This window comes from Pseudorhizobium marinum, assembly GCF_000705355.1.
GTDB classification, from domain to species: Bacteria; Pseudomonadota; Alphaproteobacteria; order Rhizobiales; family Rhizobiaceae; genus Neorhizobium; species Neorhizobium pelagicum.
The window spans coordinates 64,533-79,815 of the sequence record NZ_JMQK01000003.1; the positions used below are offsets into that span (position 1 = coordinate 64,533).

At 64.2% G+C, this 15,283-nt stretch carries 9 protein-coding genes; 4 read left to right on the top strand and 5 right to left on the bottom strand.

The features are described 5' to 3' along the window. Positions 1-163: 163 nt before the first annotated feature. Complete coding sequence (locus EO99_RS0104340) at positions 164-1,381, bottom strand: FAD-dependent oxidoreductase (protein ID WP_029617418.1); 1,218 nt, start codon at positions 1,379-1,381, stop codon at positions 164-166. A 131-nt stretch (positions 1,382-1,512) separates the two neighbouring features. Here EO99_RS0104340 and dxr point away from each other — a divergent pair, with 131 nt between their 5' ends. Beyond that, positions 1,513-2,706, top strand: coding sequence for a 1-deoxy-D-xylulose-5-phosphate reductoisomerase (gene dxr / locus EO99_RS0104345; protein ID WP_029617419.1), 1,194 nt, complete (start codon positions 1,513-1,515; stop codon positions 2,704-2,706). 37 nt (positions 2,707-2,743) lie between these two features. Here dxr and hemA read toward each other — a convergent pair whose 3' ends face one another. From hemA to EO99_RS0104365, 4 genes are all read right to left on the bottom strand, one after another. After that, complete coding sequence (hemA, locus tag EO99_RS0104350) at positions 2,744-3,958, bottom strand: 5-aminolevulinate synthase (RefSeq protein WP_029617420.1); 1,215 nt, start codon at positions 3,956-3,958, stop codon at positions 2,744-2,746. A 205-nt stretch (positions 3,959-4,163) separates the two neighbouring features. Continuing rightward, the gene (locus EO99_RS0104355; protein ID WP_029617421.1) at positions 4,164-4,961 is read right to left on the bottom strand and encodes an FAD binding domain-containing protein; all 798 of its coding nucleotides are present in this window, start codon (positions 4,959-4,961) and stop codon (positions 4,164-4,166) included. A 12-nt stretch (positions 4,962-4,973) separates the two neighbouring features. After that, positions 4,974-7,322 carry a xanthine dehydrogenase family protein molybdopterin-binding subunit gene (locus tag EO99_RS0104360; protein WP_029617422.1) on the bottom strand — a complete coding sequence of 783 codons (2,349 nt, stop codon included), beginning with the start codon at positions 7,320-7,322 and terminating at the stop codon, positions 4,974-4,976. 113 nt (positions 7,323-7,435) lie between these two features. Beyond that, entirely contained in the window at positions 7,436-7,924 is a 489-nt protein-coding gene (locus EO99_RS0104365; RefSeq protein ID WP_029617423.1) for a (2Fe-2S)-binding protein, read from the bottom strand. A gap of 289 nt (positions 7,925-8,213) precedes the next feature. Between EO99_RS0104365 and EO99_RS0104370 the strand changes: the two genes are divergently transcribed. From EO99_RS0104370 to EO99_RS28750, 3 genes are all read left to right on the top strand, one after another. Next, complete coding sequence (locus EO99_RS0104370) at positions 8,214-8,477, top strand: YMGG-like glycine zipper-containing protein (RefSeq protein ID WP_029617424.1); 264 nt, start codon at positions 8,214-8,216, stop codon at positions 8,475-8,477. 162 nt (positions 8,478-8,639) lie between these two features. Continuing rightward, complete coding sequence (locus EO99_RS0104375; RefSeq protein ID WP_456238894.1) at positions 8,640-10,565, top strand: autotransporter assembly complex protein TamA; 1,926 nt, start codon at positions 8,640-8,642, stop codon at positions 10,563-10,565. Between the two features lie 1,767 nt (positions 10,566-12,332). Continuing rightward, on the top strand, positions 12,333-15,101 hold the full coding sequence (locus EO99_RS28750) for a translocation/assembly module TamB domain-containing protein (RefSeq protein ID WP_456238895.1): 2,769 nt from the start codon (positions 12,333-12,335) through the stop codon (positions 15,099-15,101). Positions 15,102-15,283 lie beyond the last annotated feature (182 nt).

Consider the following 15,283-nt stretch of genomic DNA (forward strand, 5'->3'; position numbering starts at 1 on the left):
CCTGAGAAAAACTGCATATTTATAGCGAGATATACTTGCCCAACATGGTTAATATATCGTTCCGTCGCGATCCGTCCTGTCTGTCGACAGGCTCCTCCGGCGCGGACCTCGATGTTTGATCCGGCGGTGTGCGGCAATGAAGGCGAGGTCAGGAGCGACGGCGCTATCGGGAGCGCACATGCTCCATGCGAAATCCCAGGCCGATCAGCCGGCCGGCCAGATGCGCAAGAACCGGCCAGCGGGCGATGCCGCGAATGAAGGCCGGCGGCCCTTTCCGCTTTTCGGCATCCCCTTCGTCCTTCCGACGCCGGCTGCGCATCATCAGCTGCAGCTTCTGCGTCGCCCTGGTGGGAAACAGACGCCGCTTTTCGACAGCGGCAAGATCAGTTTCGGACAACCGCCCCTCTCGCAACGGACGGGCCAGGATATTGGCAGCGGCCACCGCATCCTGGATGGCAAGATTGACGCCGACGCCGCCGATCGGCGACATGGCATGCGCCGCGTCGCCGATGCACAGAAGCCCGGGCCGCCACCAGCGCTTCAGCCGGTCGATGCGCACGGTCAGCAGGCTGACGTCGTCGAAGCTTTGGATCTCGTCCATCCGCTCGGGGGCAAGCGGAGAGATCTCCCGTACCCTGTCGCGCAGGGCGGCAATGCCTTCCGCCTGAATCTCCGTATAGGTACCTTTGCGCACCACATAGCCGCATTGCCAGTAATCGCCGCGGTTGATCAGCACCAGCCCCTGGCGCGGCCCGGCATGCCCCATCACCTCGTCCGGATCCCCCGGCTGCCGGCTGAGCTTCATCCAGAGCACCTCGCTCGGCACGCCGAAACTCTCCACCTCAAGGCCCGCCTTCTCCCGCACCGCGGAGTTGCGGCCGTCGGCGCCCACCACCAGCGGCGCATGGATGGTGACCAGGCCCTCCGGCGTCTCCACCCGCAGGCCTGCAACCCGGCCATCCGTCTCGACCAGATCGAGCACCTTCGCCTGCATCAGCAGCCGGAACCCCGGATACTGTCCGGCCTTCGTCGACAGGAAGGTCAGGAAGTCCCACTGTGGCATGAAGGCGATGAAGCGGTTGCGGACCGGCAGGCGCGAAAAATCGGCGATGGTGACGGTGCGCCCGCCCATTTCGGCCGAGAGCTTCGGCGCCCTCGTATGCGGCAGGGCGAGGAATTCGTCCGCGAGGCCGAGCTCGTGCATCACCTCAAGCGTCGACGGGTGGATGGTGTCGCCGCGGAAATCCCGCAGGAAGTCGGGATGCTTCTCCACCACGACGACATCGACACCGGCGCGCGCGAGAAGGAAGCCGAGCATCAGCCCTGCCGGACCGGCACCGGCGATCACACAACTGGTCTGCAGTTCGTCTTGATGAGCCATGATCCTGTTTCACCCGAACCGCCGCCTCGATCAAGCTCCACGTGGTCGCAGCCGCGTCAATGTGAGCGAACTCTTGTGAGCGGCAGCGTTCACCTGTAGACGGTCTGCGACATTTACCATGGATCGAACGTATGGCAGGCGGCCCCGGCACGCATCGACGCATCTCCATTCTCGGCTCGACCGGCTCCATCGGGGTCAACACGCTGGATGTCCTGGCCCAGCTCGGCGGCAGGGACGCCTTCGACCTCGTGGCGATCACCGGCAACAGCAATGTCGAGCTTCTGGCCCGCCAGGCGCAGGATTTTGGCGCCCGCATGGCTGTCACCGCCGATGACGCCAACTACGCCGCGCTGAAGGATGCGCTGGCCGGAACGGGCATCATGGCCGCTGCCGGTCGCGAGGCGCTGCTGGAGGCGGCCTCGGCGGATGCCGACTGGGTCATGGCCGCCATCGTCGGCACCGCCGGACTGGCGCCGACGCTCGCCGCAGCCCGGCGCGGCGCCGACATAGCGCTCGCCAACAAGGAATGCCTGGTGTCGGCGGGCGATCTCTTCGTCACGGCCGTCGCAGACGGTGGCGGGCGCCTCATCCCGGTCGACAGCGAGCACAGCGCGATCTTCCAGTCGCTCGAGGACGACCAGCATCACGCGGTCGAGCGGATCGTCCTGACGGCCTCCGGCGGCCCTTTCCGGACCTGGTCACGCGAACAGATGGCCGACGTCACGGTAGAGATCGCCAAGGCGCATCCCAACTGGTCGATGGGCCTGAAGATCTCCATCGGCAGCGCCTCCATGTTCAACAAGGCGCTGGAGATGATCGAGGCAAAGCACCTCTTCAACCTGCGCCCCGACCAGATCGAGGTGATCGTCCACCCGCAGTCGATCATCCACTCCATGGTCGGTTACACCGACGGCTCGGTGATTGCCCAGCTGGGCGCACCGGACATGCGCACGGCGATCGGTTATGCGCTGGCCTATCCGGACCGGCCGAAGCTGAACGTCGACCGGCTGGATTTCGCCAAGCTGGCGCGGCTCGATTTCGAGGCGCCTGACGAGGTGCGCTTCCCGGCGCTGCGGCTGGCGCGCACGGCGCTGGAGCGCGGCGGCGTGCAGGGTGCGGTGATGAATGCCGCCGAGGAAGTGGCCTTTCAGGCCTTCTGCGACGGCCGCATCGGCTTCCTCACCATGGCAGACGTCGCCGAAGGGGTGATGGAGGCGATGACGGGTCATCCGGCCGCCGCGACGATCGATGCGGTCTTTGCCGCCGATGCCGAGGCAAGGCGCAGGGCGGCAGAACTGATCTCGAAAAAGGAAATGGCCGCATAAACGGCCATTTCTCTGATTCGACAGTCCCTGAGACGGATCAGGCGACCGCGCGGGCCAGCGCGCAGCGGGCCCAGAGCTGGTGCAGCGAGCCGACCAGATGCTCCAGATCGCCATCCGAATGCAGCGGCGTCGGAGTAATGCGCAGGCGCTCGGTCTTGCGCGGGACCGTCGGGTAGTTGATCGGCTGCACGTAGATGTCGAAGGAATCCAGCATGATGTCCGAGATCCACTTGCACTTGGCAGCATCGCCGACCATCACCGGAACGATGTGGCTCGGGTTGTGCATATGCGGGATGCCGCGGGCGTCGAGCAGCGAACGAAGCTTCTTGACGCGATCCTGATGGCGGATCCGCTCGAAGGGGCTTGCCTTGAGGTGCCGGATCGAGGCGATCGCGCCGGCGGCCAGCGTCGGCGGCAGCGCAGTCGTGAAGATGAAGCCGGAGGAGAACGAGCGGATAAAGTCGCAGAGCGCCGTCGACGCCGCGATATAACCGCCCATCACACCGAAGGCCTTGCCGAGCGTGCCTTCGATGATGGTGAGCCGGTCCATCAGCCCTTCGCGCTCTGCAATGCCGCCGCCACGCGGGCCGTACATGCCCACCGCATGCACCTCGTCGAGATAGGTCATGGCGCCGTAGCGGTCGGCGAGATCGCAGATCTCCTTGATCGGCGCGATGTCGCCATCCATGGAATAGACTGATTCGAAAGCGATCAGCTTCGGCGCATTGGGGTCAGCTGCCGCCAGCTTGGCTTCCAGGTCGTTGAGATCGTTGTGCTTCCAGATCACCCGCTCGCACTTGCCATGGCGAATGCCTTCGATCATCGAGGCATGGTTCAGGGCATCCGAAAAGATGATCAGGCCCGGGATCTTCTGGCCGAGCGTGCCGAGCGTCGCCCAGTTGGATACATAGCCGGAGGTGAAGACGAGCGCCGCTTCCTTGCCGTGAAGATCGGCCAGTTCCTGCTCGAGGCGAACATGGTAATGGGTCGTGCCAGAGATATTCCGGGTGCCTCCCGCACCCGCGCCACAGTGATCGATCGCCTCTTTCATGGCTTCGATCACGGCCGGATGCTGGCCCATGCCGAGGTAGTCGTTGGAACACCAGACGGTAACGTCCTTGGGGCCCTCAGGCGTGTGACGCGTGGCACGCGGGAAGTTTCCCCGGTGCCGCTCGAGATCGGCGAACACCCGATACCGGCCTTCCTGGTGAAGGCTGTCCAGCTCGCTCTTGAAAAATGCCTCGAAATCCATTTCACACTCCAGAACCTGTTTTTGGTTTTGGTTTCTCGCTCGCATTTCGTCAACCCCGCAGATTGGAATAAATCCAGACTGCGGCAATTGGACATTCTCGCAAGGAATCCCGAAAATGGACTTAACCGACCGGTGACCATGGAAACTTGATCCACATCAAGCTGGCGCCACCGAGGCGAGCAGCCGTTTCCGGCACATCGATCCGTCAGCCCGCCGCCATCACGGCGCGCTTTGCCATCACCTTCACGAGATTGGCGCGGTAGTCGGGACTGGCGTGCATGTCCGACAGAAGATCCGCGGAAGCGACCTCCGCACCGGCGACAGAGTCGGGAGACCAGGTCGATGCCAGGGCTGCCTCCATGCCGGCGTGGCGGAAGACGCCGTCGGCGCCCGCTCCGGTGACCGCCACGCGAACGCCATCCCCGCGCTTCGCCACGAACACGCCGGTCAGCGCATAGCGGGAGGCCGGGTTGGCAAATTTCGCATAGCCTGCCTTTTCGGGCGCCTCGAATGTCACGGCTGTGACCATCTCCCCTTCTTCCAGCGCTGTCTCAAACATGCCTGTGAAGAAGTCATCGGCCGCCAGCCAGCGGCGGTCGGTGATGATGGTTGCGCCGAGGCCCAGCATGGCAGCCGGATAATCGGCGGCCGGATCATTGTTGGCGATCGACCCGCCGATCGTGCCCATGTGGCGGACATGCGGATCGCCGATCATCCCGGCAAGCGCGCAGATCGCAGGACAGACGGAGCGCAGCATGGAGGAGCCGGCGACATCCGCATGCGGCGTTCCAGCGCCGATCCGGACATTGCGGCCATCGACAGAGACACCCTTCAGATCCGGGATGTGCCTGAGGTCGATGAGATCGCTGGGCGCCGCCAGCCGCTGTTTCATCGTGGCGATCAGGGTCATGCCGCCCGACAGATAGCGGCCCTCCTCGTGTTCGCCCCGCAGTTTGACGGCATCTTCCACGGAAGAGGCGCGATGATAGCTGGTTGCATACATGTCGGTTCCTCCTCAGTGGTTTGCCTGCATCGCCAGCCAGACCTTCATCGGCGTGGCGGGCATGGTGAGATCATTGGTGCCGATCGCATCGGTGATCGCGTTGATCAGCGCCGGCGGCGATCCGATCGCGCCGGCTTCGCCGCAGCCCTTGATGCCGAGCGGGTTGCTGGGGCACGGCGTATTCTGGTGCGACAGATCGAAGGACGGCAGGTCGTCGGCCCGCGGCATGGCGTAGTCCATGTAGCTGGCCGTCAGGAGTTGGCCGGATTCCGGATCATAGCGAACCTCCTCGAGCAGCGCCTGCCCGATCCCCTGCGCCAGCCCGCCGTGGACCTGGCCTTCGACGATCATCGGATTGATGATGTTGCCGAAGTCGTCGGCCGCGACGAACTGCACGATCTGCGTCTTGCCCGTCTCCGGATCCACCTCCACCTCGGCGATGTAGCAGCCGGCCGGGAAGGTGAAGTTCGCCGGGTCGTAGAAGGCGGTTTCCTTCAGGCCCGGCTCCATGCCGGAGGGCAGATTGTGGGCCGTATAGGCCGACAGCGCCACCTGGAACCACGGCACCGTCTTGTCGGTACCGGCCACTTTCAGTTCGCCGTTCTCGATGACGATGTCGTTCTCGTCCGCTTCCATCATGTGGGCGGCGATCTTCTTCGCCTTTGCCTCGACCTTGTCGAGCGCCTTGACGACGGCCGACATGCCGACGGCCCCGGAGCGGGAGCCATAGGTGCCCATCCCCATCTGCACCTTGTCGGTGTCGCCATGGACGATGTTGACGCTGTCGATCGGGACCCCGAGCCTTTCGGCGACCAGCTGCGCGAAGGTGGTTTCATGGCCCTGGCCGTGGCTGTGGGACCCGGTCAGCACCTCGATGGTGCCGACGGCGTTCACCCGCACCTCCGCCGATTCCCAGAGACCGACTCCTGCCCCGAGCGACCCGACGGCCGCCGACGGCGCAATGCCGCAGGCTTCGATGTAGCAGCTCATGCCGATGCCGCGTTTCTTACCGCGCTCGGCGGCCTCCGCCTTCCTGGCCGGGAAGCCGTCCCAATCGGCAGCCTGCATAGCAGCAGACAGCGACGCTTCGTAGTCGCCGGCGTCATAGTTCATGATCACCGGCGTCTGGTAGGGGAAGCTGCGGATGAAGTTCTTGCGGCGCAGTTCCGCCGGCGAGAGGCCGAGCTCCCGCGCCGCCGTCTCCATCGTCCGCTCCAAAAGATAGGTCGCTTCCGGTCGCCCGGCACCGCGATAGGCATCGACCGGCACGGTGTTGGTGTAGACCGTGCGGACATTGGCGTGGATGGCGGGGATCGCGTACTGGCCCGACAGCAGCGTCGCATAGAGATAGGTCGGCACCGCCGAGGAGAAGAGCGACATATAGGCGCCGAGATTGGCGATGGTATCCACCTTCAGCCCGACGATCCGGTGATCGGCATCAAAGCCCATCTTCACCGTCGAGACATGGTCGCGACCATGGGCATCGGTGAGAAAGGCTTCCGTGCGGTCCGAGGTCCATTTGACCGGGACGCCGGTCTTCTTCGACGCCCAGAGACAGACGATCTCCTCCGGATAGATGTAGATCTTCGAACCGAAACCGCCGCCGACGTCCGGCGCGATGACGCGCAGCTTGTTTTCCGGCGCCACATTGTAGAAGGCGCTCATCACCAGCCGCGCCACATGCGGGTTCTGGCTCGTCGTATAGCAGGTGTAGTGCTCTTCGGCGGCGTCATAGATGCCGAGCGTCGATCGCGGCTCCATGGGGTTCGGCGACAGCCGGTTGTTGTGGATCTTGATTTCCGTCACATGCGCCGCCGAGGCGATGGCCCGGTCGGTGGCCTCCGGATCGCCGATCTGCCAGTCGAAGATCAGATTGCCCGGCGCTTCCGGATGGATCTGCGGCGCCTCCGCCTGCAGGGCGGACACGGCTTCCGTGACGGCGGGAAGTTCCTCGTAGTCGACCGTCACGGCCTCGGCCGCATCCCGCGCTTCGGCGTAGGTGTCGGCAACGACGATGGCGACGGCATCGCCGACATAGCGGACGGTCTCGTAGGCCAGCGGCCGCCACGCCCCCATCTTCATCGGCGAGCCATCCTTGGAATGGATCATCCAGCCGCAGATCAGATTGCCGATGCCGTCGGCCTGAAGCTGCCGCCCGTCGAGGATGCCGATAACGCCGGGCATCTCCCGTGCCGCCGTCGTATCCATGCTGCGAATCCTCGCATGGGCATAGGGGCTTCGCACGAAACACGCGTGCTTCATGCCCGGCACCGACATGTCGTCGGTATAGCGTCCCTTGCCCGTCAGAAAGCGCTTGTCCTCCTTGCGGGTCACGCGCGCACCGATACCCTCAACACCCATGGTCATCTCCTCCCAGGAAACGTCTGAATTTGGTTCGATGGAGATGGCGGGACGTTGTGATTGCGCCTCCACGCGCAACCGCCAACGCCGTGAGCCGCCATTCGCCCGGATGGCTACTCGGCGGCTTCTCGGCCTGCCTGCATGTCCGCATTGGCGGCGAGCACGGCTTTCACGATGTTGTGGTAGCCGGTGCAGCGACAGATATTGCCCTCAAGCTCGTGGCGGACCGTCGCCTCGTCGAGCTGCCCTCCGTGGCGATGGATCATGTCGACCGCCGTCATCACCATGCCCGGCGTGCAGAAGCCGCACTGCAGACCATGATGCTCCTTGAAAGCGGCCTGGACCGGATGAAGGTCTCCCTGCGCTGCAAGCCCCTCGATGGTCGTGACGTCGGATCCGGCCGCCTGAACGGCAAGGACGGAACAGCTCTTCACCGAGCGGCCGTCCATATGCACCACGCAGGTTCCGCATTGGGTGGTATCGCACCCCACATGTGTCCCCGTCAGTCCCAGCTTGTCGCGGATAAAATGAACGAGCAGCATGCGGTCATCGCAGTCTTCGCTCACCCTGCGGCCATTCACCGTCAGCGTCACTTTCGCCATCATGTTCCTCCTCGTGCCTCCTCCAGACACGCGGACATCATTTGCCTTTTTTCGGAGCTGATCAACCTCTGTTTTGTCGGTCTGGCGGGCTTTTTTCCACCTGCGCCAGGCAGAGGATCCGCGGCCTGACGGTCGTCAATTCCCGTCGGCAATTCAGGCATATTTGGTTGATCTTCATCTGGACTTCGCGCCCGGTCGTTCTATTGTTTCAGCCGATGCGCTGTCCGCAAGCCAGGGGCGAAGGCGTCGCCGCCAGCCATTGAACGTCTTCGGAACCGTGGAGGAAACCATGAAAAAAGCTATCATCCTGATGATCGTCGGCCTGTCGGCCGCAAGCTGCACCCAGACCGAGCAGGGCGCGGCCATTGGCGCCGGAACAGGCGCTGTCATCGGCGGCATTGCCACCGGCGATGTTCGCGGTGCCGCCGTCGGTGCGGCGATCGGCGGCGTGTCCGGAGCCCTCATCGGCTCCGTCGCACAGCAGCCGGGCCAGTGCTACTACCGTGACAGATACGGCCGCCGCTACATCGACGACTGCCCGCGCGGATACTGATACCCTGTCGGACTTTTTGCCATTGTTGCCCCGGAGCACGCTCCGGGGCTTTTCTCGTACAAAAGACAATCGGAATATGAAAAAAGGTATTCGCTTCCGCCGTTTGCCGCTACATAGGCAGCCTGGGCCGGGACAGCTGCGAGAACAGGCGAAAAACTGACTTTGGATAGGCATGCGAGAAAAAGCGAGGCAGCAACTGCCGGTAAGCTGAGGCGAGCGTCAGCGCTGGCAGCCTTCGCAACCGCGGTCGCTTTTTGCCCGGTTTCAGAAGCGCATGCCTTCAAGCTTTTCGGTATCACGCTCTTCGGCAGTGAAGACGAGGCCGTCGAGGTCATCAATCCGGTCGCCTACGAAGCGACGATCGACACCGGCACCACCGATCAGGATCTTGCCGAGCGGCTGGAAAATGTGGCGTCGCTGGTGAATGACGATGGAAACCCGGTCTCCGGCGATCTGGGGCTCGTCGTCAAGGCCCGCGAAGATCGCGATCGCCTGGTCGCGGTTCTTTACGAAGACGCCCGTTACGGGGGAACCGTCCACATCACCATTCAGGGGCGGGACCTGGATGATCTGCCGCCCAATCCCACGTTCGATCATTCGCAGCCGGTTCCGGTCACCGTTACCGTCGTTCCCGGGCCGCCCTTCACCTTGGGAGCGGTGCGGTTCGAGGGGGCCGCTGCCGGGCGAGACCCGGAAGAGTACGATCTGATTGTCGGCGAAGAGGTGGGCTCCCGCCTGATCCTGAAGGCCGGCGAGCAGCTCCTGGTCGACATCAAGGACGAGGGCCGGCCTCTGGCGCGGCTGACGGAACGCCAGGTCACGGCCGATCATCCCACGCAGACGGTACAGGTGGTGATGGGAGCGGTCGGTGGACCCGTGGCCAACCTGGGCGCGGTGGCGGTAAAAGGTGCCCGCGCCGTCGAGCCGGATTTCATTGAACGCTATTCCCGTCTCGACAGGGGCGACCGCTATTCGCCCGAGCAATTGCAGAAGGCCTCCGAGCGCCTTCGCGAGCTGGGCGTCTTCTCGAGCGTCAGCATTCGGGAGGCGGACAGTCTGACGCCGGAAGGCACGTTGCCGCTCGTCATCGAGGTCTCGGAAGGGAAGCACCGCTACTTCGGCTTCGGCGCGGAATATGCGTCCTTGGACGGTGCAGGCGTGCAGGCCTATTGGGGACACAGGAACCTCTTTGGAGAGGCGGAGTCCCTGCGGATCGAAGGCAAGGTGTCCGGCATCGAGGCGACCACCGACGTTGCGACCTTCAACTATTCGGCGGGCATCACCTTCATCAAGCCGGGCGCCATCATTCCGGAAGGAACCTTCGAAGCACGACTGCAGGCGTTCAGCGAGACGCCGGATGTCTACGAAGCCCAAAGCATCGCGGGGTCCGCCGCCTATTCCTATGAGCTGAACGAGACGGACGTGGTGAAGGCCGGCGCCGAAGTCGTCTATATCCGCGCCGACGATGCTTTCGGCGAGAACGAATACCTGACGTTCGGCACTCCGATCTCGTTTGAGCGCGATGCCAGAGACAACAAGCTCAACCCGACCGAGGGCTACCGGGCCACCTTGGAGGCCTACCCCGCCTACGAAGCGTTCAACGGCAGCATCTTCTCCTCCTTCGAGGGCTCGGTGTCCGGCTATCTGGGCTTTGGCGAGGAGGATCGCGTCGTGCTGGCCGGTCGCCTTGCCGCAGGAACTTTGATCGGTGCGGACGACCTATCGGACATACCGGTCACCCGCCGCTTCTTTGCCGGCGGTGGCGGTTCTGTCAGAGGCTATGGATACCAGGAAATTTCGCCCTACAATGATTCCAACGAGGCGTTGGGAGGACGATCCTATACATTGGCCTCCTTCGAGGTCAGGACGAGGATCACGGAGAACATTGGTATCGTGCCTTTCATCGACATCGGCACCGTTTCAACCGAACTCGTGCCTGATTTCTCGGATATAAGAGCAGGTGCAGGTCTGGGCCTCAGGTATGCGACACCGTTCGGCCCCCTGCGCATCGACGTTGCCGTCCCCCTTCAAAGCTATGAAGGTGGCAGCAAGTTCGGCATCTATGCCGGAATTGGACAAGCTTTTTAACAGAGCCGACGTCGCCGGCCGAAACCAATGAAATCGGGCATGACGCTGATGGTTCGCTTGCTGAAATGGATCGTGGTGCTTGCGGCAGCCGCCGTGGCCATCGTCCTCATCATGGGGCTTGGTATCTTTCTGTTCATCGGCTTGACGCCGGTGGGGGGACGCATCGCTGCCGAGCGTGTTGCGGACATCCTGTCGACCCCGGACCGAACCATCGAATTTTCGCGACCGGAAGGCCTTCTGAGCGGCGAGTTGCGCCTGGAGGACCTGACCCTGTCCGATTCGCGCGGACCCTATGCCCAGCTCAGCGGCATCGAGATCGACTGGTCGCCCACTGCCCTCGTCAGCGGCGTTTTCCGGGCAGACCATGTTTCCGTCAGTCAGATCGATGTGCTGCGCGCGCCGGAACCCGCCGAGGTAACGGAGCCCGTCACCGATGAATCGGGATCCGGCTTTTCCCTGCCGATCGGGGTGAAGGTGGCACAGATCGACATGCCGGACATCGATCTCGGTCCGGCCCTGAGCGGACGGGACTTTTCGCTCTCGCTCAAGGGCTCGATCGACGCGACCGGCCCCGATGTTTCGGTCGAACTGGAAGCGCGCCGGAAGGACGAACCGGACGCCCGTGCGCTCGTGGACCTGCTGTATGCCCCGGAGGAGAACAGGCTTTCGGTCGACGCCTCGGTCTCGGAACCGCAGGGCGGGCTTCTTGCTCGGCTGCTGCACCTCCCGGGTGCCCCGGCCGTCGATCTCGCCCTTCAGGGGGCCGGTCCGCTTTCCGACTGGAGCGGCGACCTCACGGGCAGCGTGGCCGGCGATCCGGTGATCGACGTGAACGCCCGGCACCGGATGCTTCCGGATGGAAGCCGCAGCATCGCGGTCACAGGCGGCGGGCAGCTCGCCACCTTGCTGCCGCCGGCCTTTCGCCCTCTTTTCGAGGGCACGACGGAAATTGATGTGGCCGCCAACATGAACCCCAACGGGCGTATCGGCATCGACAGCGGCCAGATCACCTCCGGTGCGGTCAATATCGTCGCTTCCGGCGTCTGGAACCCGAACGGCGACAACAGCCTGACCGCAAGCCTGACCGGAACCGAAGGTCCCGTCGACATCGTCTGGCCGATCGCCGGAGAGGAAAGCCGGTTTACCGTCGACACCATCAATTTCACCCTGAATGGCGCGGCGACCTCCGCGAGGTTCAATGCAACGGCGTCCCTGCCGGCCGCCAGCCTTCCCCAGGGCAGCTTCCGGCAGATCCGGATCCAGGCCGAAAGCGAAGACCTGAACATCGCCGAGAATACCGGCAGCATCCGGACGCGCGTTCGCATCGGTGAAACCGATTTCGTCAACGAAGAGATCGACCGCGTCGTCCAGGGTCCGCTGACCCTCGACGCCCCTTTGCGCCTCGATCTGCCTGCCATCGGTCTCGATGCCGCCACCTTCGACAGCGCCCGCCTGAGCGGCACCGTCAGCGGTGCATTCGATACGCAGACGCAGGCGATGAGCGGCAATTTCCGCATGACCGCGGCACCCGCCGTCCTTCCCCCATCTCTGGCCGGCCGGTTTGAAGACAAGATCAACGCGGAAGGCTATATCGAGCGCACCAGCGACGGCGGCATCAGCCTCGAAAATCTGGTGCTGACCGCCAGTGCACTTGAAGCACATGGAAGCCTTGCCTTCCGCAACGACCAGTTGAACGCCGACCTGGCGGGACGCATCCCGGAAATCGGGCGATGGGTCGAGAACGCCGATGGCGCGGCAGGCTTCACGATGACGGCGACCGGCCCGATCAGTGCGCTCTCGATCAATGCGGTGGTCAATTCCGCCGAAGCACGCCTCGCCGGACGGTTGCTGGAAGACCTGCGACTGACCGTCGAAGGGACCGCCAATCCGCAGTCCCCGAGCGGCACCGTCGCCGCGACCGGAACGATCGACGGGCAGCCCTTGCGCATCAATGCCGGCCTCGTCTCCACCGAAGGCAGGATAGAGGCCCCCGAGATCACCGCCGAAGTCGGGCCCAACCGTCTGAACGGCTCCCTGGCGTTCTCGCCTGATTTCCTGCCGGAAGGTACGGTCAACTTCGAGTTTCCGGATGTCTCCCTGCTGGCCGCGCTGGCGGCGCAGGAAGCGGCAGGAGATCTGAGCGGCACAGTGACCTTCACGAGGGAGGACGGCCGCACCGCAGCCAGGGTGGAAGCCTCCGGCAGCAGTCTCAGCCGGGATCCCGTCACCATCTCCGAGCCGGCTGTGAACCTGACGATCCCGGACATCACGCAGCTTGCCGCCGATGGCACGGTCCGCGCTTCGCGCATCGGGACGGCAGCTGCGGCGGTCACGGATCTGAACCTCGGGTTTGGATACGAGGACGGTGCGACACGCCTCGACCTCGATGCGCAGTATGACGGCGCACCGCTCACCGCAGTCGCAACGATCCGTACCGGCGATCAGCTGACCGTTGCGCTCGAAAGTTTCGCCGCGACGCCGCGCGACATTCCGATCACTCTGGCGTCGCCGACCACCGTGGTCGTCCAGAACGGCAGCGCCGAGCTCTCCGGACTGACACTGTCCACGGGAAGCGGAGAGGTCAGCGTCACTGGAACGGTCGGCAGCAACCTCGACCTGCAGGCGGAGATCAACCGGCTGCCGGCCAGCCTCATCAACAGCTTCGTTCCCGCCATCAACGCCTCTGGCTCGATATCGGGGACGATCAGCGCCGGGGGGTCCATCACGGAACCATCGGTTCAGTACGACCTGGAGTGGTCGCAGGCCCAACTGCAGCAGACGCGGGATGCGGGTCTGGCACCTCTGAACCTGCGGGCAGCTGGCAGCTTTTCCGACAACACTCTGGTTCTGGACGAAACCCAGGTCGCGGGCGGCGATGGTCTCGATGTCACGGCTGCCGGGCGGGTGGTTCTGAACGAGACCGGGCCGCCGACGCTGGATCTTAACGCGGACGTCCAGTCCGTCCCGGCAAGCCTCGCCAATGCCTTCGTGCCGGCACTCGGCGCCCGTGGAACGATATCCGGCGATGTGACCGCCTCCGGCACGCCTGAGGCACCAGCCGTCCGGTACGACCTCACCTGGTCGGACGCGGCCGTTGCCCAGAGCACCGCCGCCGGTCTCTCTGCCCTTCAGGTGCGGGCAGCGGGCGAATACGCCGGCGACAGCGTCACCCTCGACACCACCCTGTCCGGCGAAAACAGTCTTTCGCTCTCCGGCGGCGGCACGATATCGCTCACCGGAGACCGGGCACTGAATCTCGACTTCCAGGGGCAGATCCCCTTCCAGGTCCTGGCCGGCCAACTGGCCAGCCAGGGATTTGTCCTGGAGGGTGACGGCACCGTCGATCTCTCGATTGGTGGAACACCGTCGGCACCGTCGATCACAGGATCCGCTTCCGCCTCCGGCGCGCGATTTATCGATGTTCGCCGCAACCTCGCGATCGAGGAGCTCAGCGCCAACGTCAACTTCAGCGGCGATCAGGCCGTCATCACCGACCTCTCCGGCGAACTTGCCACGGGCGGCAGCATCAGCGCGAGCGGCACGATCGGCATAGCCCCGGGCTCGGGGTTTCCAGCCGATCTGACGATCAACCTCGACGATGCCACCTATGTGGACGGCACCATCGTGACGGCGACGGCCGACGGCACGCTTACCGTCACCGGCCCGCTGACAGGGGGGCCGACGCTCGGCGGCACATTGGATCTGAGCGAAGCGGCGATCACCGTGCCGGCCAAACTGCCGAGCTCGCTTGCGGAGGTTGAAGTCCGCCATCGCAGACCTCCCCCCGCAGTGGTAAAACAGGTCGCCAAGCTGCAACCGGAACGGGCGGATGGCACCGCTGCCGCTCTTGGGCTGGACCTGACACTGAATGCCCCCAACAGCATCTTCGTTCGTGGCCGCGGCATCGACGCGGAACTCGGCGGTGACCTGACCATCACCGGCACGACCGCCGCCCCCCAGGTGTCCGGCGCTTTCGACCTGCGCCGCGGCCGGATCGTCATCCTGGCCAAGCGCCTCGATTTCACGTCAGGCCGCATCACCTTCGGCGGCGGATTGATACCGGTTCTCGACATGGAAGCCACGACCACCTCCGGACAGACGACGATTACGGTCAACGTCGCCGGACTGGCGAACGACCCCGATATCACCTTCTCTTCCTCGCCTGCGCTGCCCCAGGACGAGGTCCTGGCCCAGTTGATCTTCGGGCAGTCCATGTCCCGCCTGTCGCCGCTGCAGATTGCGCAGCTGGCAGATGCGGTGAGCCAACTGGCGGGAGACGGATCCACCTCGCTGCTGCAGACGCTGCGCAACAATCTCGGCGTCGACGACCTCGACATCAACACCGATTCCACGGGGCAGACCACCGTCTCCGTCGGGCGATACCTCAACGACCGCACCTACCTGCAGCTCGAACAGGGTGGCGCTGCAGGCGCCCAGGCGACGATCAACCTGGACATCGGTCGCGGGGTCAAGCTGAAGGCAGGTGCCGGCACGGAAGGCGGCACCGCCGGCATCTTCTACGAGCGCGAGTACTGATCACGGTCCTCGGCGGTTGCCCCCTGTCGACGTCCAGCCCTGCTTCCGCCCGCCGTCTTAATCCTTTGTTCAGCATGTCCTGAAGCGATCTGGATCCCTTTTGAACCAAATCCTGGTGGCTGCGTTTTGGGGCCTTGACCGACTTCGCCGATGCGCGTCGTGGCTGGGACTTGATAAACCGG

What these genes read in the sequence shown, in the direction of transcription:
- EO99_RS0104340 (WP_029617418.1), bottom strand. Translation starts at nt 1,381, where the DNA reads ATGGCTCATCAAGACGAACTGCAGACCAGTTGTGTGATCGCCGGTGCC.
- EO99_RS0104360 (WP_029617422.1), bottom strand. Translation starts at nt 7,322, where the DNA reads ATGGGTGTTGAGGGTATCGGTGCGCGCGTGACCCGCAAGGAGGACAAG.
- EO99_RS0104355 (WP_029617421.1), bottom strand. Translation starts at nt 4,961, where the DNA reads ATGTATGCAACCAGCTATCATCGCGCCTCTTCCGTGGAAGATGCCGTC.
- EO99_RS0104370 (WP_029617424.1), top strand. Translation starts at nt 8,214, where the DNA reads ATGAAAAAAGCTATCATCCTGATGATCGTCGGCCTGTCGGCCGCAAGC.
- hemA (WP_029617420.1), bottom strand. Translation starts at nt 3,958, where the DNA reads ATGGATTTCGAGGCATTTTTCAAGAGCGAGCTGGACAGCCTTCACCAG.
- EO99_RS0104365 (WP_029617423.1), bottom strand. Translation starts at nt 7,924, where the DNA reads ATGGCGAAAGTGACGCTGACGGTGAATGGCCGCAGGGTGAGCGAAGAC.
- dxr (WP_029617419.1), top strand. Translation starts at nt 1,513, where the DNA reads ATGGCAGGCGGCCCCGGCACGCATCGACGCATCTCCATTCTCGGCTCG.
- EO99_RS28750 (WP_456238895.1), top strand. Translation starts at nt 12,333, where the DNA reads ATGACGGCGACCGGCCCGATCAGTGCGCTCTCGATCAATGCGGTGGTC.